The sequence below is a fragment of the Asticcacaulis sp. DW145 genome (assembly GCF_037101385.1).
GTDB lineage: Bacteria > Pseudomonadota > Alphaproteobacteria > Caulobacterales > Caulobacteraceae > Asticcacaulis > Asticcacaulis currens.
Window position 1 is genome coordinate 1,281,139 of sequence record NZ_AP029024.1, and the last position, 23,757, is coordinate 1,304,895.

15 protein-coding genes are annotated in these 23,757 nt (G+C 60.1%); 11 read left to right on the plus strand and 4 right to left on the minus strand.

Annotated elements, in window-relative coordinates; genetic code table 11:
- The first annotated feature begins 353 nt into the window (after positions 1–353).
- From galU to AACH73_RS06005, 10 genes are all read left to right on the plus strand, one after another.
- Positions 354–1,226: a UTP--glucose-1-phosphate uridylyltransferase GalU gene (gene galU / locus AACH73_RS05960; RefSeq protein ID WP_272740074.1), complete on the plus strand. Its 873-nt coding sequence runs from the start codon at positions 354–356 to the stop codon at positions 1,224–1,226.
- 33 nt (positions 1,227–1,259) lie between these two features.
- Positions 1,260–2,765, plus strand: a complete 1,506-nt coding sequence (locus tag AACH73_RS05965; RefSeq protein ID WP_338734269.1) for a phosphomannomutase/phosphoglucomutase — start codon at positions 1,260–1,262, stop codon at positions 2,763–2,765.
- A gap of 389 nt (positions 2,766–3,154) precedes the next feature.
- Positions 3,155–6,142, plus strand: a complete 2,988-nt coding sequence (locus AACH73_RS05970) for a TonB-dependent receptor (RefSeq protein ID WP_338734270.1) — start codon at positions 3,155–3,157, stop codon at positions 6,140–6,142.
- A 147-nt stretch (positions 6,143–6,289) separates the two neighbouring features.
- Positions 6,290–8,527 (plus strand): prolyl oligopeptidase family serine peptidase, encoded by a 2,238-nt coding sequence (locus tag AACH73_RS05975; RefSeq protein ID WP_338734271.1) that lies wholly within the window; start codon positions 6,290–6,292, stop codon positions 8,525–8,527.
- Positions 8,528–8,868: 341 nt separating this feature from the next.
- On the plus strand, positions 8,869–11,637 hold the full coding sequence (locus tag AACH73_RS05980) for a DUF5695 domain-containing protein (protein WP_338734273.1): 2,769 nt from the start codon (positions 8,869–8,871) through the stop codon (positions 11,635–11,637).
- A gap of 16 nt (positions 11,638–11,653) precedes the next feature.
- The gene (locus AACH73_RS05985) at positions 11,654–14,050 is read left to right on the plus strand and encodes a glycoside hydrolase family 127 protein (protein WP_338734274.1); all 2,397 of its coding nucleotides are present in this window, start codon (positions 11,654–11,656) and stop codon (positions 14,048–14,050) included.
- A gap of 9 nt (positions 14,051–14,059) precedes the next feature.
- On the plus strand, positions 14,060–15,658 hold the full coding sequence (locus AACH73_RS05990) for a family 43 glycosylhydrolase (protein ID WP_338734275.1): 1,599 nt from the start codon (positions 14,060–14,062) through the stop codon (positions 15,656–15,658).
- Between the two features lie 32 nt (positions 15,659–15,690).
- Positions 15,691–16,044, plus strand: coding sequence for a hypothetical protein (locus AACH73_RS05995; protein WP_338734276.1), 354 nt, complete (start codon positions 15,691–15,693; stop codon positions 16,042–16,044).
- 62 nt (positions 16,045–16,106) lie between these two features.
- Positions 16,107–17,738 (plus strand): copper resistance system multicopper oxidase, encoded by a 1,632-nt coding sequence (locus AACH73_RS06000; protein ID WP_338734277.1) that lies wholly within the window; start codon positions 16,107–16,109, stop codon positions 17,736–17,738.
- Positions 17,725–18,414: a copper resistance protein B gene (locus AACH73_RS06005; RefSeq protein ID WP_338734278.1), complete on the plus strand. Its 690-nt coding sequence runs from the start codon at positions 17,725–17,727 to the stop codon at positions 18,412–18,414. Before AACH73_RS06000 ends, AACH73_RS06005 begins: the two co-directional genes overlap by 14 nt.
- A 191-nt stretch (positions 18,415–18,605) precedes the next feature.
- Here AACH73_RS06005 and AACH73_RS06010 read toward each other — a convergent pair whose 3' ends face one another.
- The 3 genes from AACH73_RS06010 to AACH73_RS06020 form a co-directional block, all read right to left on the minus strand.
- Complete coding sequence (locus AACH73_RS06010; RefSeq protein WP_338734279.1) at positions 18,606–19,820, minus strand: alginate export family protein; 1,215 nt, start codon at positions 19,818–19,820, stop codon at positions 18,606–18,608.
- A gap of 118 nt (positions 19,821–19,938) precedes the next feature.
- Complete coding sequence (locus tag AACH73_RS06015) at positions 19,939–20,928, minus strand: LacI family DNA-binding transcriptional regulator (RefSeq protein WP_272740063.1); 990 nt, start codon at positions 20,926–20,928, stop codon at positions 19,939–19,941.
- Between the two features lie 2 nt (positions 20,929–20,930).
- On the minus strand, positions 20,931–22,217 hold the full coding sequence (locus AACH73_RS06020) for an MFS transporter (protein ID WP_338734280.1): 1,287 nt from the start codon (positions 22,215–22,217) through the stop codon (positions 20,931–20,933).
- A 151-nt stretch (positions 22,218–22,368) separates the two neighbouring features.
- On the opposite strand from AACH73_RS06020, the gene AACH73_RS06025 reads away from it, so the two are divergent.
- Positions 22,369–22,818, plus strand: a complete 450-nt coding sequence (locus tag AACH73_RS06025; protein ID WP_338734281.1) for a hypothetical protein — start codon at positions 22,369–22,371, stop codon at positions 22,816–22,818.
- A 53-nt stretch (positions 22,819–22,871) separates the two neighbouring features.
- Here the strand turns inward: AACH73_RS06025 and AACH73_RS06030 are convergent, their stop codons facing one another.
- Entirely contained in the window at positions 22,872–23,639 is a 768-nt protein-coding gene (locus AACH73_RS06030) for a response regulator (RefSeq protein ID WP_272740060.1), read from the minus strand.
- Positions 23,640–23,757 lie beyond the last annotated feature (118 nt).

A 23,757-nucleotide genomic window follows, 5' to 3' on the forward strand; every position in this document is an offset into this window, starting at 1 on the left:
GTCGGGATGGGCTACGCGGTTTTAGGCGTGATGAAAGACTAGGAAAGCGGTCACGAAAATCTCGCCCCACAGCGCTCGAGTGAGGGCCACATTCGGCGTAAATGGCCCGCAATACGTTCTCATAAACGGGTATGATTGTAAGTGAAGGTTGTTTATAGCCCCTGGCATATAAGGAAATCATAAACGCGATCACAAAACCGTGTGCACTGCAGCATTTTTTGTTGTGACTGGGGGCGTTAACCCTCTCGCTTGGTTGCGCGAACGCAGAAATCTGTTTAAGACCACATAAACCGATTTTTATTCCTCGATTTTTAACTTCCAAATTCACACACTGAATCCTCAGGATTGATTTGATGTTCAAAAAAATACGTAAGGCCGTGGTTCCCGTGGCTGGTCTGGGTACGCGGGTTTTACCGGGTACGAAGGTGGTTCCCAAAGAGCTACTGAATGTGGTTGACCGCCCCATTCTCGCGTATGTGGTCGAAGAGGCGCGCGCCGCCGGCATCGAGCACTTCGTTTTCGTGACGGGTCGATCCAAAGGCGCCATAGAAGACTATTTCGACCATCAGGTTGAGCTTGAGGCGCAACTGGCGGCCAAGAAAAAGACGGCCATTCTGGATCAGCTTCTGGCGGAACTGCCCAAAGAAGGTGAGATGAGCTTTGTGCGCCAGATGCAGCCGAAGGGTCTTGGGCACGCAGTATGGTGCGCGCGCGACATTATCGGCGACGAACCGTTTGCGGTCATCCTGCCGGACATGGTGATGGACGCCGAAGTGCCCGCCCTGCGTCAGGCCGTAGAGTCCTATAATCAGGTGGGCGGCAACATCATCGTCGTCGAGCCCGTCCCTCACGATCAGACGCATCAGTATGGGGTGGTGGCGCTTGAATCGCAGAGCGGTCGTCTGAACAAGATGACCGGCATGGTCGAAAAGCCAGCCAAAGGCACCGCACCCTCAAATCTGATCGTGTCGGGCCGCTATATCCTTCAGCCGGAAATTTTCGATCTGCTGGCTACACAGGAACGCGGGGCAGGGGGTGAAATCCAGCTCACCGACTCCATGTTCCGCCTGATGGAAACCCAAGCCTTCCACGCGCTCGAATATGAGGGTGTGACCTATGATTGCGGCGACAAGATCGGCCTGCTGCGCGCCAATGTGGCTCTGGCGCTCAAACGCGCCGACCTGGGTGACGCCGCGCGTGCGGCCCTGTCGCCCTTCTTCGCCTGAATACAGCTTCAACGATACGCACGAGATATAGCAATGACCGTCCTTCTCCCCCGCACGGACCTGGTTCCCAACACCTACGAATTCGAAACCGAGGCCTTCGTCAAGACGACCGGCTTCCGCGAATATGATGCTCGCTGGCTGTTCGGCAAGGAAATAAATCTTCTCGGTATTCAGGCCCTAGGGCTGGGTCTGGGCACCTATGTGCAGGAACGCGGCGTGAAGCCGCGCATCGTCGTCGGCCACGACTTCCGTTCCTACTCGATCAATATCAAGAACGCGCTGATTATCGGCCTGGTTCAGGCGGGGTGCGAAGTGCTGGACATAGGCTTGTGCCTGTCGCCCATCGCCTATTTTGCGCAGTTTGACCTTGATGCGCCCTGCGTGGCAATGGTGACGGCTTCGCACAACGAAAACGGCTGGACCGGCGTGAAGATGGGCTGCCAGGCCCCGCTGACCTTCGGTCCGGACGAAATGACGCGCCTGAAGGAAATTGTCATGACCGGCACCGGCGTCACCCGTCCTGGTGGTACGCTGGAACTGGTCAAGGGCGTTCAGGAGCGCTATCTGGCCGACGTGGCGTCCAAGGCGCAGTTGAAGCGCAAGCTGAAGGTTGTGTGTGCGTGTGGTAACGGCACGGCGGGTGCGTTCGCGCCGCAGGCCCTGCGCGCTATGGGCGCGGAAGTGATCGAGATGGACTGCGATCTCGACGCCACCTTCCCGAAATACAATCCCAACCCCGAAGACCACGAAATGCTGGTCGAAATGGCCAAGGCGGTGAAACAACACGGTGCCGATCTGGCACTGGGCTTTGATGGGGACGGCGACCGGTGTGGCGTCGTGGACAATACGGGTGAGGAAATCTTTGCTGACAAGATCGGCCTTCTGCTGGCGCGCGACCTGTCGGACATCTATCCCAATGCCACCTTTATCGTCGATGTGAAGTCCACGGGGCTCTACAAGACCGATGAAATCCTGAAGAAAAACGGCGCGACGACGGTGTACTGGAAGACCGGCCACTCCTACATCAAGCGCAAGACGTCCGAACTGAACGCGCTGGCAGGCTTCGAGAAGTCGGGACACTTCTTCCTCAACAAGCCCATCGGCCTCGGCTATGACGATGGTCTGGTGGCGGCTGCGGCGGTTCTGGCCATGCTGGACCGCAATCCGGATAAGTCGTTGAGCGATCTGAAAGACTCGCTGCCGGTCGCCTACACCTCGCTGACCATGTCGCCCAAGTGCGGCGATGAGGTGAAGTATGAGGTTCTGGAAAAGATTGTGCAGGAATATGTCGATCTGCACGCGGCGGGTGGTGAAATTCTCGGCCGCAAGATCGTTGAAGTGATTACGGTCAACGGCGCCCGCGTGCACCTTGAGGACGGGTCGTGGGTGCTGGTGCGTGCGTCCTCCAACAAGCCGGAACTGGTGGTGGTGGTCGAGTCGCTGCGCTCGGCAGACGACATGCGCGACCTGTTCCGTAAAGAGATCAAGCCGCGCCTGGCCAATCACCCGGAGGTGGGGGCCTTCAATCAGGAGATCTAAAGGCTTCGACGTCAGGCGGCGTTAAGCAGCCTCTTTTGATCAGGGAGCGTCTTCGTGACGCTCCCTTTTTTCGTTTATCGGCCGTCATTTGCCGATAGCGCTACCATACAGATTTCCCGATATAATCAGACATAATTGGCGCGCTGTAAAAAATTTATAGTGGGTTAATTCGCCTGTGAAATGGAGCGCCAGAGAAATATAACTGAACAAAAATAGATATTTACCCTAATATTCGTTTCTCTGGATACGAATATTTATGACATATGTGTCATAATAAACACGCATATGGAATTGTTTTTCGCTCCCCTTTTTTCGTATGAAATATATCGTATAACATATTTGACAGACATTTGTCGGATGTGTGTCAGATCGTATTCAGGGGAGTTATTATGCAAATTCGTAAACACCGCCGCTCGGCTATGTTGGCCTTTACCGGCCTGATCAGCCTGGCCGTCGCTGTCCCGGCCCTGGCTCAGCAGGCCAAAGAGGACGAGACCAAGGTTAAGGATAAGAGCGAGATTGAGACGGTTGTGGTGACCGGCACGCGCATCAAGCGTCCAAATCTGACCAGCAACAGTCCGATTACGGTCATTGACTCTGAATATTTGCAAAATCGCGGTCTGGGGCGTATCGAAGACGCTATCAGCACCCTGCCTCAGGTCCATCCGATGATGGGTATGAAGACGTCCGGGGAAACGGTGGGGGCACACGAAATCAATATGCGCCGTCTGGGCGCCGGCCGCACCCTGACCCTGATCAACGGGGTGCGCACGATTAACGATGTGGGGACGATCCCCGGTTCACTTATTGAGCGCGTCGATATTCTGACCGGCGGGGCGTCGGCGGTTTACGGCTCTGACGCCATTGGCGGCGTCGTCAACTTCATCACCAAGACGCGCTTTAACGGTGTGACGGTCGATGCCGAAGTCTCCGCACAGCAGCACGAAAACGATAACCAGTTTATGCTGGATCTGTTGCAAAAGCGTGGATACGCCACCCCCAAGAAGAACTTCTTCGGGGGAGAGCAGTATTATTTCAACGTCACGGCTGGCACGGACTTTAATCAGGGCAAGGGCAATATCTCAGGGTTTTTGGGCTATAAGGAAACCACCCCGATCCAATGGTCCGAAATTGACCACGCTGCCTGCCGCCTGAACATGAACCAGCAGTCGGGTTACGGCAACTATACGCCGCCGACGCAGCTCAAGAACGATACGTTCGACTGTAATTTCACCGAATACCGTCCTTACGGCTGGTTCAGCGTCAACGGCTCGGAGTACCAGCTGGCCAAGGACGGCTCCAAAACCTGGGTGCCGTTCAACGAGAACGACCTTCAGCGGGCGCCCATTGAAGACTATATGCAGCGCTCCGATCAGGTGTATCGCGGCGGTCTGTTCTTCAATTACAAGTTTTCGGAACGCCTGAAACTCAACCTGAATGTTCTCTATACCGAGAATGAGACAAAAAGTCAGGCACGGCGCATCCCCGTGGACTATGTCGAGGTCGAGGTGCAATGCGCCAACTCGCTTCTGAGCGCGCAGCAAAGATCCCTGCTTTGCCCGACAACGGGTGGGGTCACCCCGACGACCGGGATGCTCTATACCGCCATCTGGCGGCCGCAGGCCGATCAGGATTTCTCTTTCGGTGCCAGGACGCTGAATGCGCAGTTGGGCATCAGCGGGCGTTTTTCCGACGAGTTGAACTATAATGTCAGCTATGCGCGCTATACCCGCGATGACGTTTACGAATCCAACCACATCTTCATCGGCAATTTCCAGAACCGCGTGGCCGAGGGGATCGAAGGGGTAGGGGCTTCGGGGACCTGTGCGCCCCCGAGCGGCAGCACCAATACCCAATGCGTCCCCGGCAATATCTATAGCTACGACGGCAAGGGGCTGGGCGACGCCGCTTACGCCTATTACGACGAAGCCGGTCAAACCAAGACCACGCGCGAGAACGAAATCTTCGTGGCGACCATTTCCGGCGAGCTGGGCAAGTTCGGGCTGAAAAGTCCGTGGGCCAATGACCCCGTGGCCTACGCCCTGTCGGGTGAATACCGCAAGGATACCGTGACCACGGGCGGCACCGGCGGCTATAGCTGGTTTGTGGCCTATACCGGCACGCAGGACGTCAAGGAGGCGGCGGTCGAAATCGACATCCCGCTGATTCAGGACAAGCCCTTTATCCGCGACCTGACCCTGAACGGGGGCTACCGCCTGTCCGACTATTCGACGCACGACCGCGTTGTCAAAACCTGGAAGGCGGAACTGAGCTGGCAACCCACGAACGATGTGCGCTTCCGCGCAAGCGTCAATGAGGCCTTCCGCGTGGCGGAAAAGGAACGGCTGGAAGGGATACACGAATATCCCGACTCGCGTTTCCTTGACTTTTGTGCCCCGCCGGCCGCCGGTTCGGTCTATACCCGCTATACCTACGAACAATGCTCGATCAATATGACTCAGGCGCAGTACAACGCTCTGACCAATGATCCGGGCTACCGCTGTGATACAGCGGGCTTCTGTAATACGGGTACGCTGGTCAATGGCGGGCGTCAGGACCTGAAGCCGGAAACGGCGCGCAGCTATACGGCGGGTGTGGTTTTCCGTCCCACCTTCTGGCGTGACTTCACGGCGACGGCGGACTGGTACAGCATCGACATCACCAATGCCTTTGAATGGGTGCGCGCCGATCAGATATTCACCCAGTGCTACGATAACAAGATCACCACCTACTGCGATCTCTACAAGCGTAACGCCACATCGGGACGCATCGAGACTGTGGATGCGCGTTGGGTCAATGCCGGTATGACCAAGACCAAGGGCGTGGACATCAGCGCCAACTATACCCTGCGTCTGCCGGAAGGCATCAATGGCGTGAAGGTCGGCAGCTTCAGCTTCGGCCTGAACGGGACGCGGACGCTGTCGAACCAACGCAAGTACATCGCCTCTGCGCCGACCATTTCCTGCGTTGGTTACTTCGGTTCGACCTGCGGTGATCCGTGGACCAAGTGGCGTCACACCGCCACCCTCAACTGGCTGACGCCGTGGGAAGATATTTCCGTGGGTCTGAACTGGCGCTATGTCGGCGAAACCAAGAACGATCGCCTGTCGCCGGACAAGGCGCTGGCGGCTAAGCCGAACCCCGGCAATACCAACCTCTTCCCGTTGGCCGAGAAGATGCCGGCCCGCAGCTATTTCGATCTGGCGGTGCGCGTGCCGGTGACCAGGAAGGTCGAAGTACGCTTCAATGTTCAGAACCTTCTGGACACCGAACCGCCGCTGCTCGGTGAACCGATTGGCAACACCTTCAACACCTACCCGTCCTTCTATGATGCGCTGGGTCGCACCCTGCGCGTGGGCATGACGGCGAAGTTCTAACCTTAAGAGGCGCGAGCGGCCAAAACACCGCTCGCGTTCGTTCACCAACAGTCTGCAAGCGGCCGGTAGTCTCTATCGGTCGCTTTTCTTCCGCTTAGCAGGTTACAACCGATGAAGCCGCTTGTGCTGGCCCTGTGCCTTCCTCTCATGTCCCTTTCCACCGCCACGCTGGCGCAAACGCCGGTAGCTGTCGCGCCGTCCGCCTTTGATGCGCTGGCGGCCAGGGCCGACCGGTATTTGCCGGGTAATATCAACAGCCTGATCACTGATCTTGATGTTCGGGCCCGGTTCACCTCCGATGGCAAGAGCGTCGTCTATCGTCTGGGCGCGAAAGGGCAGGGGCGGCTAATGCTGGCCGATCCCGTGACCGCAACAGGCCGCGAACTGGCGACAGAAGCCGCCCTGACGCCGTTACTGGTGGCACAAGGGGCCAAGATAGACGGCGTGGCGGACATGCGGCCCCTCGATTTCGACCCTGCGAAGGGGACGTTGCGCCTTTCCGCCGCCGGGCGTGAATGGACGCTGGACAAGGCGTCTGGCAAGGTGACGGCTGTCGATCCGGCACCGAAAGTCGCGGGTGTTGTCTCTCCGGACGGCAAGTCGCGCGTCATTGCCCGCAACTATAATCTGTGGTTGGTCGATACAGCCACAGGGCGCGAAACACCGCTGACCTCGGATGGGAATTACGACCGTCGCTACGGTCAGAACTACCCCATGCTGGGGGCCATGGCCGCCGCCAATTCCGAAACCCCGGAGATGAGCGTATCCGCTCAATGGACCGGCGATTCCAAACGTCTTCTGACCTACCGGCTGGATCGTAATGGCAGCTATATCTGGCACGCCGTGCAACAAAACCCGCCCGGCAGCCGGTTCCCGCGCGAATTCAGCTACGTCTATCCCACCGCCGGGGCCAAGGACATCCCGCAACTGCATCCGGTCGTCATAAATATCGAAGTGACGCGGGCACAAAAGCCGGCCCTCAGCCTGCCGGATGTACCGGCTCAGTCGCTGTTATGGCCCGGTGATCCGTTGCTCTATTGGGACGAAGCCGGTCACATCATCTATGAGTGGCAGGCGCGCGGCTATAGCGAAATCGCGCTCTACGAAGCCGATCCGGAAACCGGCAAGGCGCAGGTGCGGGTGCGCGAGGCGTTGAAACCCAATGTCGCCGTCACCTCCAGCGCGCTGAGAAACGCACCGGAATGGGGCGGCTATCTGGCTATTTCCGAACGCAGCGACTGGGCGCAGCTTTATCTGATCAAACGCGGCGAAGACCCGAACGGTGGCAAGGCCATTACCCGCGGCAACTGGGAAGTCCTGACGATCGAACACATCACGAAGGACGGCCCCGCCTTGATCACCGGCATTGGTCGCGAAGCGGGCGTAAACCCCTATTTCAAAAGCCTCTATCGCGTCACAATGGACGGCAGGATCAGCAACCTCACCCCTGAGCCGCTCGATCACGAGGTCAAGGTCTCCGACGACGGTCAATGGTTCATAGACCGCATGTCCTCACCGACGGTCCCGACACGCACCCTGCTGCGCCGCACCTCAGACGGGCAGATCGTACTGGAACTGGGCAAGGCTGATCCGTCGGCCCTGCTGGCCACGGGGTTCACGCCGCCGGAACCGTTCGAGACTTTGGCGGATGACGGCAAGACGAAGCTGTACGGCATGATCCACCGCCCGGCCTATTTCGATCCGTCAAAGACCTATCCGGTCATCGAGAACGTCTATACCGGGCCAACCACGCACCGGTTCGGTGAGTCCTATGAGGACAATATGATCGCCGGGACCAATGCGCTGGCGCAGTTCGGGGCCATTGTGGTGACGATCGACGGGCGCGGCACGTCCCAGCGCGGCAAGGCCTTCCGCTCATCGGCCTGGCAGAATCTGGGTGAGGTCGGACTGGACGACCATATCTGGGTGCTGAAGGCCATGAAGGCGAAATATGCCTATTTCGACCTTGACCGGGTAGGGGTCTATGGCGGTTCGGCCGGGGGCTATGACACCGCGCGCTTCATCCTGCGCCGTCCGGAATTTTACAAGGTCGGCGTGGCCTCTTCGGGCAATCACGATCTGAGGCTGGACAAGGCGTGGTGGCCGGAGGTCAATATGGGCAATGCCGACAACGCCACGTGGGAACGTAACTCCAACATGTCGGTGGCTGCCAACCTCAAGGGTAAGCTGATGCTGATCCACGGCGATATCGACGACAACGTGCCCGTGGTCGCGTCGCTACGCCTGTCGGACGCCCTGATCAAGGCGGGTAAGCCGCATGAGCTGGTCATTCTGCCCAACACCAACCACGCGGTCATGCAGCCCTATTACTGGCGCAAGCTGAGCGGCTATTTCTACGAAAACCTGATCTCCAAGGCGGAATAATTGTACAATAACTCCGACAATTATTTTGGACAATCGTATATTTTATATTTGACCGTGCGCGCAAAGCGAGGTTAGATTTTGGCGGGTAGACGGCTCTCAATTCCGGTGATGAGCGGTCTGCCTGTCTGGCTGAGGTCTCTGATGGCAGTATTGACTTCCTCCGGGTTGTCAGGGCTCTCCAGACCCTGGATGTCCACCGGCTCCCGTCCCTGGCGAGGCGGTGGACACCCCTTTTCACGGGCAGTGACGGCCAGCCGCTTATCATGTGTCGCGTCCTGCAACGAAAAATAACCCTGAGTATTTTTCGCAAGTAAAACCCCTTTCACCCGACGGAGTGAACCATGACGCCATCCGCCGTTTCGACCCTCACCCGCCGCGCCAGCCTGACGGCCATGGCCGCGGCACTGGCCGCGCCCACTCTGGCGCAGGCCGCTGAAACGGGTGGCTTTGCGTGGAACAGCGCCGAGGCGCAGACCACGGTCCACGAAACGCCGGATTTTCATATCGAGCTTCAGGAAACCTCTCAGACCCTCGTCTCGCTGGCCCCCAAGGGTGTAGGGGGTGGCTTCGACTTCGCCCCGCGGCACCGTTTCACCCAGCGTCTGGGCGATGGGTGCTACCGTCTGGGGGATATCGACCTGCGCGTGCGCGTCGAAGATGACGAGACGTGGCGCGACCATTCGACGGCCTATCGCCGCGTGAAGGTCAGGGCCCTGCCAAAACCGAATGGTGCTTTGGCCTCAGCGGACATTACCGCCAGCCTCGGTGCGGATATGCCGCTGAAGGTGGTGCGGACGTGGAGCGTGTCTGGGGGCAAGCTGGTCCTGAGCTTTACCCTGACGAACCCCACCCAAAAGACGATTGAGGTCGGCGGGCTGGGCATGGCCATGGTCTTTGACAATATCATCAGCGGGCGTCACCTCGATGAGGCCCACGATGTCGCCTCCTTCTATGATCCATATGTCGGCCTGAATGCCGGCTATCTTCAGGTCAACCGTCTTAACGGGCAGGGGCCGTCCCTGCTGGTTCTGCCCGCCAGCGATACGGCGAAGTTCGAGCTGTACAAGCCGATCCTCAACACGCGCGACGCCGACAAAAAGCCGGCCATTTACAGCGATATCGAACCGCGCAACATGACGTTCGAAGGCTTCTACAGCTGGATGACGCACGCCAAGGGCTTTGCCGACAGCGAATGGAAGGGCGTCGAACAGTGGAACACGCCCACGTCTCTGATGTTGAGGCCGGGGCAATCGACCCGTGTGGCGCTGAAATTCGTGCTGTCGCCCTCGATCCGAGAGATCGAGCCGACCCTGATCAAACAGGGTCGTCCGGTCGCCGTCGGTATTCCCGGCTATGTCGTCCCGACCGACCTGCCCGCCGACCTCTTTGTCCATGCCCCCAAGCCGGTCAAAGCCTTCGCCGTGCATCCGCAAGGCGCGCTGGAGGTCACGCCTGCGGGCGATATCAGAGGCGGCTGGCTGAAATTCAGCGTGGCGGGCAAGACGCTGGGCCGCGCGCGCCTGACCCTGACCTATGCCGGCGGCACACAGCAGACCGTCCATTACAAGGTGACCAAGCCGCAAGCCGAGGCCGTGGCCGATATGGGGCACTTTCTGACCACCAAGCAGTGGTACGAAAACCCGGATGATCCGTTCAAGCGTTCGCCGTCGATCCTGATTTACGACCGCGAAAAACAGGCGCTGGTGCTTCAGGACAATCGCGTTTGGGTGTCGGGCCTGTCGGACGAAGGCGGGGCCGGGGCGTGGCTGGCGGCCATCATGAAGCAGCTCGACAATCCGAAGCCCGAAGAGGTGCAAAAGTTCGAGCGCTTCGCCAACACCACCCTGTGGGGGCAAATCCAGACGCCGGACGGGCCCGATAAGTACGGCGTGCGCAAATCGCTGATGTTCTATGACCCCGAAGGGATGCCCAAGGGCACCTATGATGCGTCTCTGAACTGGAAGGTTTGGTCGGCCTGGGACCGTAAGCACGCTGCCGATCTGGGGCGGTCCTACAACTATCCGCATCCGGCCGCCGCGTGGTGGACGCTGTATCGCCTCGGCCGCTACCACACGGGCATGACGGCGGGCGAAACCTGGCAGACCTATCTGACGCGGGCAGCCGAAACCATCAAGGCCATGATGAGCAAAGCCCCCTACTATACGCAGTTCGGGCAGATGGAAGGCGATGTCTTCCTCTACATCCTGCTCGATCTGAAACGGGAAGGCTGGACCGAACTGGCCGCAGAGGTCGAGGCGTTGATGAAAGGCCGCGTCGAAATCTGGAAGACGCTGAAATATCCGTTCGGCTCGGAAATGCCGTGGGATTCCACCGGTCAGGCCGAAGTTTATATGTGGATGCGCTACTTCGGCCATCAGGATAAGGCCGATGTCACGCGCGAAGTCATCATGGCCTATGACCCGGCCATCCCGCACTGGGGCTATAACGGCTCGGCGCGACGCTTCTGGGACTTCCTCTATGCCGGCAAGCTGTCGCGGATTGAGCGTCAGTTGCACCATTACGGCTCGTCGCTCAATGCCGTACCGCTGTTCGACGCCTACCGCGAAACGCCGGATGACCTCTATATGCTGCGCGTCGCCTATGGCGGACTGATGGGCTCGCTGACCAATATCGACGCAGAGGGTTTTGCCTCGGCGGCCTTCCATTCCTTCCCGGACGCCATGAAGTGGGACGCCATCAATGGCGACTATGGTATGAGCTTCTTCGGTCACGCCGTGACCTCGGCCTCGTATCTGGTCAAACACCCGGTGTTCGGCTGGACCGGCTTTGGCGGCGTAGTCAAAACGTCCGATGGCGTGATCCGCCTTGCGCCGAAGGACAGCGCCCGCCGTCGCGTCTTTATCGCCCCGGCGGGTCTGTGGATCACGCTGGATGCGGGTAAGATCGCGGAGGTCGCCTATGACAGCGTCAGCGGCAAGGTGCACCTGACTTTGGGCGCTGCCGACGCCCAGACGCCCGTCGCCTACGTGAATTTTGAAACCACGGTGAAGGGGGCCAGGCCCTATAGCCTCAAGGCCGATAAGGCTCTGGGCGCCTATGCGGTGCCGCTGAAAGCCGAACCCGTCACTATAGACCTGATCCGCGCCTGACACAGGGAAACGCCAGATGATCCGCACGACCTTTCAAACCGATCGCCGCGCCTTGCTCTGCGGGGCCGGGGCCCTGACGCTTCTGACCGCCATCGGCGGCCCGGCCGTAGCCTCAGCCCCCATCGTCGCTACGCCCATCCCGCTGACTCAGGTGCGCCTGCTGCCATCGCCCTTCCTTGACGCTGTAGAGGCCAACCGACGCTACCTGCTGTTCCTGTCGCCCGACCGCTTCCTGCACAATTATCACAAGTTCGCCGGTCTGCCGGTGAAGGGTGAGATTTACGGCGGCTGGGAATCCGACACCATCGCCGGCGAAGGGCTGGGGCACTATCTGTCGGCCCTGTCGCTGATGCACGCCCAGACGGGTGATGCCGAATGTGTGACCCGCATCCACTACATTATTTCCGAACTCGAAAAGGTGCAGGCGGCGCAGGGCGACGGCTATGCGGCGGGCTTTATGCGCAAGCGTAAGGACGGCTCTATCGTCGATGGCAAGGAAATCTTCCCCGAAATCATGGCGGGCGATATCCGCTCGGCGGGCTTCGATCTCAATGGCTGCTGGGTGCCCTTCTATAACTGGCACAAGCTGTTTGCCGGGCTTCTGGACGCGCAGGCCTATTGCGGTATCGACCGCGGCATCCCGGTGGCCGAAAAGCTGGGCGGCTATATCGAAAAGGTCTTTGCGGCGCTGGACGACGCCCAGACGCAGAAGGTGCTCGATTGCGAACACGGCGGCATCAATGAGAGCTTCGCCGAACTCTATAGCCGCACGAACAATCCGCGCTGGCTGAAACTGTCGGAGCGGCTCTATCATCACCGGATGCTCGACCCGCTGGCGGCCCGTGAAGACAAGCTGGCCAACAACCACGCCAATACGCAGGTGCCAAAGCTGATCGGTCTGGCGCGCCTTTATGAGCTGACGCAGAAGCCGCAGTATCAGACCGCTTCCAGCTTCTTCTGGGAGCGCGTCGTCAACCACCACAGCTTCGTCATTGGCGGCAATGCCGACCGGGAATATTTCTTCGAGCCGGACACCATCTCGGCCCATATCACCGAGCAGACCTGCGAAAGCTGCAACACCTACAATATGCTCAAGCTGACGCGCCACCTGTATAGCTGGTCGCCGAAGGCGGCGTGGTTCGACTATTACGAGCGTGCGCACCTCAATCACATGCTGGCGCATCAGAACCCGAAAACCGGCATGTTCACCTATATGATGCCGCTGATGTCGGGCATGGCGCGCGGTTTCTCGGATGAGGAAAACTCCTTCTGGTGCTGTGTCCTGTCGGGGATTGAAACCCATTCCAAGCATGGGGATTCGATCTACTGGCAGCAGGACAAGACGCTGTTCATCAACCTGTTTATCCCGTCAAAGGTCAACTGGGCGGAGCAAAAAGCGGCGTTCGAACTGACCACCAAATACCCCTATGAGGGGCAGGTGGCGCTGAAACTGAGCCAGCTTTCGGGCACGAAGACCTTCACCGTGGCCGTGCGTATCCCGGGCTGGGCCAAATCCTCAACCTTACGCGTCAATGGCAAGCCGGCCCTGGCCAGGATGAACGACGGCTATGCCCTGATCACCCGCAAATGGCGCGCGGGCGACGTGGTGACGCTCGACCTGCCGCTGGACCTGCGTTTTGAGACCGCAGCGGGTGATGACAAGGTCGTGGCCCTGCTGCGCGGCCCGATGGTGCTCGCTGCCGATCTGGGGCCAGCGGATCAGCCGTGGGAAGGCGATGCGCCGGCACTGGTCGGTTCCGACCTGATCGGCAGCTTCCAACCCGTCTCGGCGACCGAAGCGGTATATGTATCCAAAGGCTCAGGACGTCCGGGGGATATGACTTTCCGTCCTTTCTATGCGCAGTACGAACGCCGCACAGCGGTCTATTTCAACCGCTACAGCGACGCGGAATGGGCGCAGGCTCAGGTCGCCTATCGCGCCGAACAGGCCCGTTTGAAAGACATCGCCAACCGTTCGGTCGATGTCATGCATCTGGGCGAAATGCAGCCCGAGCGCGACCACAACCTGCAAACCGGCGGCAACTCCTACCCCGTGGTCTATCGCGCCCGCAATGGCCGCGACGCCCGCACCGGGGGCTTCTTCAGCTTTGAGATGAAGACGACCAAGGACGGCAAAAACGATTCTGGCCCGCTGGCGCTTCAGGCGACCTATTGGGGCTCGGAATTCAACCGCAGCTTCACCATCGAGATCGACGGCACGGTCATCGCGCATGAGCGCCTGTCGGGTCGTCAACCGGGCGCGTGGATCGACGTCGATTACCCCATCCCCTATGAGCTGACGCGCGGCAAACAAAAGGTCACGGTCAAGTTCAATCCACAGGAAGGGAAATCCGCCGGTCCGGTCTTTGGGGTGCGCCTGTTTACGACGGCTCCCGTAGCCAAACCGGCCTGAGGCATCCGGATGCGCCCCCTGTCCCTGATCAGCCTGCTGCCGTGGCTGGCCGCCTGTGCGGCGCAGGCCGAGCCCGTCGTCTATGCGCCCAATCCGGCGCTAGAGGCACGCGCGGTCAGTGCCCGCTCAAACCCCATCCTCAAAGACGGGGCTGACTATACGACCGATCCCGCGCCGCTGGTGGCCGGGGGCAGGATGTATATAATTACCGGACGAGATACGGCGGAACCGGGCGTCAATGACTTCATCATGCCCGAATGGCAGATGCTGGTCAGCGATGATCCGCAATCGGGACATTGGACGCATTATCCGCACTTTCTGAAACCGGATGCGGTGTTCAAATGGGCGACGCCAGGCCGCGCCTATGCCCCTCAGATCGTGCAGGGGCCGGATAAGCGCTTCTATCTCTACGCCCCGGTGATGCAGAAGGACTCTACGAACAAGGACGGCTTCGCCATTGGCGTTGCCGTTTCGGATACACCTACCGGGCCGTGGGTCGATGCCCACCCGTCGGGACCGGTCGTGTCGCAATCGTGGCCTGTGCCCAACACCATTCAAAATATCGACCCGACCGTGCTGGTCGATGAGGATGACCGCGTCTATCTCTACTGGGGGACGTTTGGCCGCCTGAAAGGAGTCGAGCTGGAACCCGATATGTTGACGTTCAAAGGCACGCCCATTGATGTCACCAGCCTGACCGGCTTCTTTGAGGCCGCGTGGATTTTCAAACGCAAGGGCACCTACTACATGGCCTATGCCGGGAACAGGGCAGGGCCCAATTCCGAGTGCACCGTGGCCGTCTATTACGCCTGCATCGCCTATGGCACAGCGCCTTCGCCGCTGGGACCCTGGACCTATCGCGGCGTCCTGCTCGATCCAGTGTCCTCGACCACCTCGCATTCAGGCCTTATCGCCTTTAAGGACAAGTGGTACATCGCCTATCATACGGCGGATGCCAAAGGCGGTGGGCATTTCCGTCGCTCGGTGGCGCTGGATGAGGTGCGATGGGACGACAGCGTGTCACCACCGCGTCCCCAAAAGGTCGTCCCGACGGGCGGCGCGCCCTTTGACGCCACGCCCATTCGCAATATTGCCTCGCACGCCCGCATCACCGCCTCCAATGCCCCGGTGCCGGTGCAGTACTGGCTGCGCGCCCTCAATGACGGCAAGGTGCACATAGCCCCCCTGCCGCCCGACATGTGGGCCACCTGGTCGCCGAACAATCCGAAGCAGCAATGGGTGCTGTATCAGTGGGATCAGCCGGTGACGCTGAATGGGGCCAGCCTCTACTTCTGGGGCGATCAGCCGGCAGGGTCCGGTGTCGGCGTCGCACCGCCAAAGGACTGGCATCTGGAATATCGTGACGGAGAAACGTGGAAACCCGTCAAAGCCACGACGGCCTACAGAAGTCGTCTCAACGCCTATAATCCTGTCTCGTTTGCGCCGGTAACCACCCGTTGTCTGCGCGCCGTGTTCGACGCTTCGACCGATGGCAAGACCTATGCCGCCGTGGCGGCGCAGGAGTGGCAGGCCCTGGCCGTGACCCCGCAGGCTCCGCTCAAGGCCTCGGTCAAAGGTTCGGCGTCCCCCGATTGCGCCGAGCGATAGGCAAGCACGCGAATTCCTGCTAAGGAGAGCGCATGTGGAAGCGACTGAGCCGTATTGCCGGATTGCTGGCCTTCGTCCTGGTGACGATGGCGGGCCCGGTCATGGCGCAAGCGCAAAACGCCAGCGTTGCCGAGCCCATGCCCTGTCACGAGATGAAGATGGGTGAACAGGCAGCGCCGCACGACAAACACCCTGTCGAAACGTCGCACCACGATTGCGGCAGCGCCTGTCAGTGTCCGGTCAGCCACTGTGCCGCCGGAGCGCTGAGTCTGCCGCCGGTGGCGTCACTGGGGGTCTATGAAGGCCGCATACGTACCGGCTTTGGCAGCGATCAACGGTTGCGCTTTGCCCTCAGCGACGACCTGATGCGCCCGCCGCGCGCCTGAAAACCGGACTCGTATGTCGCCCACAGCGGGCGCGGATCCTCACGTTTTTCAGGAAAACACTCATGAAATCCATGCTTTTGGCGGGTTTCTTCAGCCTGTGCGCCTCTATGGTCCTGGCCGAAACCCGCACCTATGACCTGACTATATCGCAGGTCCAGTCCACCATTGGCGGCAAACCCGTTCCCAAGATCGCCGTCAACGGCACCATTCCCGGCCCCGTCCTGCGTTTCACCGAAGGCGATGAGGCGGTGATCCATGTCACCAACCGCTTGAAAACACCGACCTCGGTCCACTGGCACGGTCTGCTGCTGCCGGGCGTGATGGACGGCGCGCCGGGCTTCAACGGCTTCAAGGGCATAGCCCCCGGTGAGACCTTCACCTATCGTTTCCCGATCCGTCAGTCGGGCACCTACTGGTACCACTCGCATTCGCTGGGGCAGGAGGCGGACGGCCTCTATGCGGGTATTGTCATCGCCCCCAAAACACCGGACCCCATTCAGGCCGACCGCGACTATGTGGTGCTGCTGTCCGACTATCATCAGGACAGCGCCGCACGCATTCAGGCCAATCTGAAAGCGTCATCCGACTATTATCAGTACAAACGCCGCACGGTGGGTGACCTGCTTAAGGACGCGCATGAAAAGGGGCTTGGTAAGGCTCTGAAATCAGCCGGTGAGTGGGGGAAGATGCGTATGCTCCCCACCGACCTGTCTGACGTCACCGGCTACCGTTTTCTGGTCAACGGCCTGACCAATGCCCAGAACTGGACGGGCCTGTTCCGGCCGGGTGAGCGGGTGCGCCTGCGCTTTATCAATGCCTCGGCCATGACGATGTACGATGTGCGGATTCCGGGCCTGAAAATGACGGTCGTGGCCGCCGATGGCCGTCCGGTGGAGCCGGTTGAGGTCGATGAGTTCCGCTTCGGCAATGCCGAAACCTATGATGTCATCGTCACGCCGCGCGAAGACCGTGCCTATACGATTGCGGCTGAGTCACTAGACAGAGAGGGCTTTGCGTTGGGGACGCTGGCCCCGCGTGAAGGGATGACAGGGGACATCCTGACGCATCGCCCGCGTGCCGTGCTCAGGATGGGGGACATGAATATGGATATCATGATGCGCGACGATCCCAATATGGATATGAGCCAGATGGACCACGACAGCGGATGGGCCGACAGCGGCGCGCCCAAAGGGGCCGTGGTGCTCGACTATGCTCAGTTGAAAAGCCTGACGCCTCAGAGTGATACGCGCGCCCCCACGCGCTTTATCAAGGTGGTGCTGGGCGGCAATATGGAGCGCTATATCTGGACGATAAACGGCAAAACCTTCTCCCCCGAAAACGGCATTGAGTTAGGCTATAATGAGCGGGTGCGGCTGATCTACGTCAATGAAACCATGATGGCGCATCCCCTGCATCTGCACGGCATGTTTGTGCAGCTTGAAAACGGACAGGATGCGGATCGCCTGCCGGACAAGCATACGGTGATTGTGCCGCCGGGTCAGACCGTGTCGGTGTTGCTCTCGGCCACCGAGCCCGGTGACTGGCCCTATCACTGCCACCTGATGTTCCATATGCAGTCGGGTATGATGACGACCTTACGCGTCGCTGCACCGGAAGCGGGTTTTGTGCCCCCGGCAGCGCAACCCGCTCCGGACTACACGTCACACGGGGAGGGCCATCATGCACATCATTAAAAAAGTGGTTTGCTTTCTGCTGCTCCCCTCAGCGGCTGTGGCCCAACACGACCATTCGGCCACCTATCACGCCGTATGGCTGGAAACCGCCTACAGCCGGCACGATGGGCAGGACACGGCGCATTGGGACGCCGACGGCTGGGTCGGTGGCGATACGCACAAACTGTGGCTCAAAAGCGAAGGCGAGGTGCGCGACGGCGATAGCGAAGGCGAAGTCTGGGCGCTCTACAGCCGCAATGTCTCGATCTTCTGGGACGCGCAGGTCGGCGTGCGTCACGATTTCGGGGCAGGGGATCGCACCTGGCTGGCGGTGGGCGCCAATGGTCTGGCGCCCTATTTCTTCGAGACCGAGGCGCATCTGCTGCTGGGGGAGGACGGGACCGTCGGCGCGCGGTTGCGGCAGGAAAACGACCTGCTGCTGACCAACCGCCTGATCCTGTCGCCCTCGCTTGAAATCAATGCGGTCAGTCAGGCCGATTCGCAGCACGGCACCGGCTCTGGCCTGACCGATGCAACCGCGGCTCTGCAACTGCGCTATGAGGTCAACCGTCGCTTTGCGCCCTACGTGCAACTTGATCATCAGCGCAAGCTGGGGGACACGGCCAAACGCGCGCGGTCGGCGGGAAAAGAAGATGAAGAGAACCGCGTAAGCATTGGTGTACGCTGGCTATTTTAGAGCGGAATGATTTCTGATGGAATCATTCCGCTCAAGCCGCCATTGAGGCGGCGGCCAAGGTGGCAGAGCCCGCACCCGGCGAGGGGCTAAACAAAAATCTAGATCATTATGTTTCTACCAGAAATCATAATGATCTAGAAGAAAAGGCTCCGGATCGCTCCGGACGCCGCAATTTCACAGGGTTTACAGGACTAGAGCTTGTATTCCAGACCGACCCACACCTTGCGGCGTGAGGCGGGCATGGACGAATCCGCGCGGTCGAAATCGGCGTATTTGACGCTGACCGTCAGGTTCTTGGTCAGAGCCGCTGAGGCCAGCGCGTCCCATTCCTTACCCACAGCCCGGCTGTTACGATCCGTTTTGAAGTCGTGATAGCTGACGGTTAGGGTCGGCTTTTTCAGCGGCCCGATCTGCGTCGGATGCGCGTAGGTCGTCGTGAAATTCAGATCGTTCAGACCATCCGGCAGGACCTTGTTGCCATTGGTCGAAAAGGCATCGGCCCAGCCGCGGATATTGTGCGCGCTACCGATGGGGGTGATGAAGCCGCGCACCCCATTGCCTTCATTCTTCTCGTAGGCCGCGACGACCTTCCAGCGTCCATGATTGACGCCCACCTCGCCATTCACGGCCTTGAGGCTGAAATCGCTGGGATTATTGCCGTGATCGACCTGCTTGGCGATGACACCGGCATAGGTCAGTTTCGTCGTCTTGCTGAGCGGCTTTTCACCGCTGAAACGCAAGCCCGTGGTCAGGGTCGAGTTATAGGCCGAATTCTTGAAATCGAGCGCATAGACAAAGCCTTGAACCTTCAGGGCCGGAGTGGCCGCATAGCCGACATTGAGGAGGTGGCTGTCGGAATCCCAGTCGGCATATTCACCGGCCGTGCGGTTGATCTTGGTCAGATAGGCGTAGGTCGTGGACCACTTGCCTTTTTTGACGTCGAGGCGCACGGCATCAAAGGTCATTTCGTCCTGACGCCAGCCGGAATTGCCGACGAAACGGTTGTCGTCGATCAGGATGCGTTGACGCCCGGCCGTCACCGTCGTTGCGGCATTGGGCGTCCAGGTCAGTTGCAGGCGGTTCAGTTCGGTGACTTCGGGGTCGTTGACGGCGGCATAGGCCGTCTTGCCATTATAACCCGAATTATAGTCGTCCTTCAGAGCGCGGACATCCTCAAATTCGACAAGGATCTTGACCTTGCCGAACTGACCGCTCTCGAAGCCGACGCGGTTGCGCCACGTCAGGGCATCAGCGTCCTTCAGGCCCGCCTGCGAAACGCTTTCGCTGCGCAGACGCGATTCGAGGATGGGCTTGGACTTGGTGAGGGCTTCGGAAAAGCTGTCGGCGCGGGCACCGCCGGCGATACCGGCCAGGGCGAGGGTGCCAAGCGAAACGCGAACAATCATAGACGTACTCCAACTGGCGTGCGCCTTCCGAAACGTATGAACGCGGTCCGGACACAGATGTGCGCACTTTCGATGAAAGTAAGCCTCTCATAAAAATCGTAATTTTTTGCAAACGTCGTTACGGGAGCGTTCGCGTCGATTCCCGCACGATCAGCGTGGTGTCAAAAACGACCCGCGCAGGGGTGCCGGTGTCGCGTTGTAACAGGCGGTCAACGGCCTCATTAGCCATGTCTTCGATGGGCATTTCGACCGTCGTCAGAGCCGGAGCCGAAGTGCCCACCCACGGGGCGTCGCCAAAGCCGATGATCGACAGGTCTTCGGGCACCCTGATGCCGCTGCGCGCGGCGCGCCGGACGATGGCCAGTGCAATCTGGTCTGTGCCGGCGAAAATGGCGGTCACCTCGCGCCGGTCAATGGCCGTCCCCACAGCGGGTTCCAGATCGTCTGAGAAGGTGGTTTCGACGTGAAACACACAGTCGGCGTCAGGGCGTAAGCCCGCGCGGAAGCCTTCGCAGCGTTCAGCCATACTGTTGAGGCTCATCGGGCCGGACACGATACCGACCTTGCGGTGACCGCCCGCCATCAGGTGCGCCGCCGCCTGCTGCCCGCCGCCAAAATAGTCAGCCAGAACGAGTGACAGGCCTGCCGCCTTACGATCCATCACGACCGTCGGCAATTCCGGCGTCAGGGTCTGGGCGTCGAGATCGCGCACAGGGAACCACACCAGCCCATCGGCCCCACGCTCGATCAGGCTGGCTATGGCCTGTTGCTCAAGGCCGATATTGCCTTCGGTATCCGCAATGATGACGTAGTGGCCGCTGGCGCGCGCCCGTCGCATGACGGCTTGCGCCAGGGCGGTGAAGAAGGGATTGGCAAAGTCGGGCAGGATCAGGCCCAACGTCCCGGTGCGGCCGGTACGCACCGCCCGCGCCGACAGGTTCTGGCGATAACCGAGATCGGCAGCGACCCTGAGGATATGGGCGCGCACCTCACTGCCCAGCGAGCCCGTGCCGTTGATGGCATAGGAAGCACTGGCCAGAGACACGTCGGCGGCCCTGGCCACGTCTTTTAGTGTGATGCGTTTCGCGGTGCGCCCCTCATCCGCCATGCTCAGACTGCGTCCTTACCGGAGGCGAAGATGCAGGCCAGCGTGATCAGCGCTGCCAGCAGCAGATAATAGCCGACATAGCTCAGCCCGTAATTGGCCTGAAGCCAGGTGGCGGCATAGGGGGCCAGAGACGCCCCGACAATGCCCGCGAAATTGAAGGTGAGGGAGGCCCCTGTATAGCGCACATTGGCCGGGAAGGGGGCCGCCAGCGCCGTGCCGATCAGGGCATAGGTCATGCCCATCAGGGCCATGGCGGCGACCGAAAAGACGAAGATGCCGTCCTCATTACCCATCAAGGGGGCCAGGGCGAACGAGAAGGCCGCAATCAGCGCCGTGGTCAGGATCAGGATTTCACGGCGGCCAAAGCGCTCCGCCAGCTTGGCCGACAAGGGGATAAACAGACCAAAGGCAATCGAGCCCAGAATCTGCACTTCGAGCGCCTCGACAAACGGGATCTTCAGCACCTTTACATTATAGGAGAGGAGCCACGCGCTGCCGATATAGAAGAGCACAAAGGTGACCAGCGCGACAAAGGTGCCGAGGAACAGCGAGCGCTTATGCCGGCCGAAGATTTCCACCAGCGGCACCTTGACCCGCTCTTCCTTGTCGATGGCCGCCTGAAACTCCGGCGTCTCGGTGATCGACAAACGCACCCACAAACCGACTGCGATCAGGGCCAGCGAGGCGATAAACGGCACGCGCCAGCCCCAGCTCAGCAGGTCTTCCTGCGAGATGAAGTGCAGCAGCACCCAGAAGGCCCCGGACGACAGCAGCAGACCAATGGGCGCCCCCAGTTGCGGGAACATGCCGTACCACGACCGCTTGCCTTCCGGTGCATTTTCGGTGGCCAACAGTACCGCGCCCCCCCATTCGCCGCCCAGACCAAAGCCCTGACCGAAACGACATAGCGACAAAAGGAGCGGGGCCACCACGCCGATCTGCGCATAGCTGGGCAGGCAGCCGATCAGGACCGTGGAAATGCCCATGGTCAGAAGCGCCGCCACCAGCGTGGCCTTGCGCCCGATGCGGTCGCCGAAGTGACCGAACACCATGGCCCCGACGGGACGCGCGAAAAAGGCGATGGAGAAGGTGGCGAAGGATTGCAGCAGGGCGGAGGTCGGGTCGCTGGTCGGAAAGAACAGGGACGGAAACACCAGCACGGCCGCCGTGGCATAGACGTAGAAGTCGAAAAATTCGATGGTTGTGCCGATCAGGCTGGCCAGAAGGACCTGTGCCGGTGAATTGACGGGTTTGTGGCCGGTGATAGCCGCCGAAGAGGCATTGGACATGAACGGAATCCCGAAATCCCTGTGATGTGTCTTATATGTCCCGCGTAACGCATTTTCCGTCGCAGCGGAAGCCTGACATCGGCAAGACGCAGTATGGCGCGTTTATTTCCCGGCCTTTACAGTCGTGGCGGTAAACAGAAGGAGCCTTTTCATGACGCAGATGTGGAAGCCGGGCCTCAGCCTGATCGCGGTCTCAGCACTGCTGGCGGCCTGTTCCGCCGAAACCTCTCAGCCGGACACCGTGGATGAACAGACCCAGAGCGCCGTGGCCGAATCCGCTGCGCCGGTTATACCGCAAAGCGCTTCGGCGGCGGCTTCGACCGCCGCGCAGCCGGCCTATGCCGGGCGCTGGATGGGCGTAGAGGGCACCTTTATGACCATCACGCCTCAGACGGGCAATGCCTATCAGGTGGTGATCACCGATCTGGACGGGCCAAAAACCTATGCGGGGACGCTGCAAGCCGACGGTCTGCATATCGAGCGCAATGGCACGCCGCGGGTGATCGTGCCCGGAGACGGCGAGGCGACGGGCATGAAATGGCTGGCGGAAAAATCCGACTGTCTGGTCGTTGCCGCCAACGAAGGCTATTGCCGCGATTAAAAAAAAACGGCTCCGTTTCCGGGGCCGGCTTCTTTTTATGGCTGTGCGGTCTCTTACGAGGCCATCAGCTTGATAGCCGTATTGATCAACTCGACCGGGCGGAACGGTTTCTGGATTTCAGCGTCGGCCCCCGCGGCCATGGCCGCCGAAGTGGCGCGATCCGACGTCACGCGCGCATCCAGCCCGGCGGACATGGCCAGAATCCGCACATTGGGCCAGGTCGATTTGATCACGCGGATGCCCTGAAGCCCGCCCATACCCGGCATGAAGATATCCGAAACGATCAGATCGACGTGGGCGATGTCTTCATTGTCCAGCGCCTCTTCCATGCTGTGGGCGATCGACACGCGGTAGCCGTTGTCAGACAGGGTTTGCGCGGTCAGCGTGGCCACCGTATGGCTGTCGTCGATGACCAGAGCGTGCTTGCGCTTGCGACCTTCGGAGGCGTCGGCCTGCGCCGACTCGACGATGGCGCGCATCTGCTGCCGAGAAAAGGGCTTACGCAGAACGTAATCGACATTGGTGCTGCGCGCCAGTTTCAGCGTACTGTCCACCGATGCGTCGCGCGATCCGGCGGTCATGATGGCAATGGTGGCGTCCAGCGCACGGTCGCGGATTTGCGTGATGTGGTCGAGGCTGTTGTCTTCACCCAGAAAGACATCCACAAAGATCAGGTTGGGCCGCTGTTGCAGCAGCACGTCGTGACATTCGGCCAGGGAGCGCGCGACCACATAGTCCCAGTCTTCGTCCTTGAGCATCCGCCCGACGATATTTGCCTGGGTCATGCTGTCTTCGATAACCAGCGCCAGTCCTTCAGCCATGCTTGCCTCGTTTTGTATGCGCCGCTTACGGCGATAAGGGAATGGCCTACCGAATACACTGTTATTCTTAATAATTACCCCTGTGCGTAAACGGGACGCAAAAAAGAAGCCGCGCGAA

Excerpts from the sequence above, each read along its gene's own strand:
- galU (WP_272740074.1), top strand. The coding sequence starts at position 354 with ATGTTCAAAAAAATACGTAAGGCCGTGGTTCCCGTGGCTGGTCTGGGT.
- AACH73_RS05965 (WP_338734269.1), top strand. The coding sequence starts at position 1,260 with ATGACCGTCCTTCTCCCCCGCACGGACCTGGTTCCCAACACCTACGAA.
- AACH73_RS05985 (WP_338734274.1), top strand. The coding sequence starts at position 11,654 with ATGATCCGCACGACCTTTCAAACCGATCGCCGCGCCTTGCTCTGCGGG.
- AACH73_RS06000 (WP_338734277.1), top strand. The coding sequence starts at position 16,107 with ATGAAATCCATGCTTTTGGCGGGTTTCTTCAGCCTGTGCGCCTCTATG.
- AACH73_RS06020 (WP_338734280.1), bottom strand. The coding sequence starts at position 22,217 with ATGTCCAATGCCTCTTCGGCGGCTATCACCGGCCACAAACCCGTCAAT.
- AACH73_RS06015 (WP_272740063.1), bottom strand. The coding sequence starts at position 20,928 with ATGGCGGATGAGGGGCGCACCGCGAAACGCATCACACTAAAAGACGTG.
- AACH73_RS06010 (WP_338734279.1), bottom strand. The coding sequence starts at position 19,820 with ATGATTGTTCGCGTTTCGCTTGGCACCCTCGCCCTGGCCGGTATCGCC.
- AACH73_RS06025 (WP_338734281.1), top strand. The coding sequence starts at position 22,369 with ATGACGCAGATGTGGAAGCCGGGCCTCAGCCTGATCGCGGTCTCAGCA.
- AACH73_RS05970 (WP_338734270.1), top strand. The coding sequence starts at position 3,155 with ATGCAAATTCGTAAACACCGCCGCTCGGCTATGTTGGCCTTTACCGGC.
- AACH73_RS05975 (WP_338734271.1), top strand. The coding sequence starts at position 6,290 with ATGTCCCTTTCCACCGCCACGCTGGCGCAAACGCCGGTAGCTGTCGCG.
- AACH73_RS06005 (WP_338734278.1), top strand. The coding sequence starts at position 17,725 with ATGCACATCATTAAAAAAGTGGTTTGCTTTCTGCTGCTCCCCTCAGCG.
- AACH73_RS05980 (WP_338734273.1), top strand. The coding sequence starts at position 8,869 with ATGACGCCATCCGCCGTTTCGACCCTCACCCGCCGCGCCAGCCTGACG.
- AACH73_RS06030 (WP_272740060.1), bottom strand. The coding sequence starts at position 23,639 with ATGGCTGAAGGACTGGCGCTGGTTATCGAAGACAGCATGACCCAGGCA.
- AACH73_RS05995 (WP_338734276.1), top strand. The coding sequence starts at position 15,691 with ATGTGGAAGCGACTGAGCCGTATTGCCGGATTGCTGGCCTTCGTCCTG.
- AACH73_RS05990 (WP_338734275.1), top strand. The coding sequence starts at position 14,060 with ATGCGCCCCCTGTCCCTGATCAGCCTGCTGCCGTGGCTGGCCGCCTGT.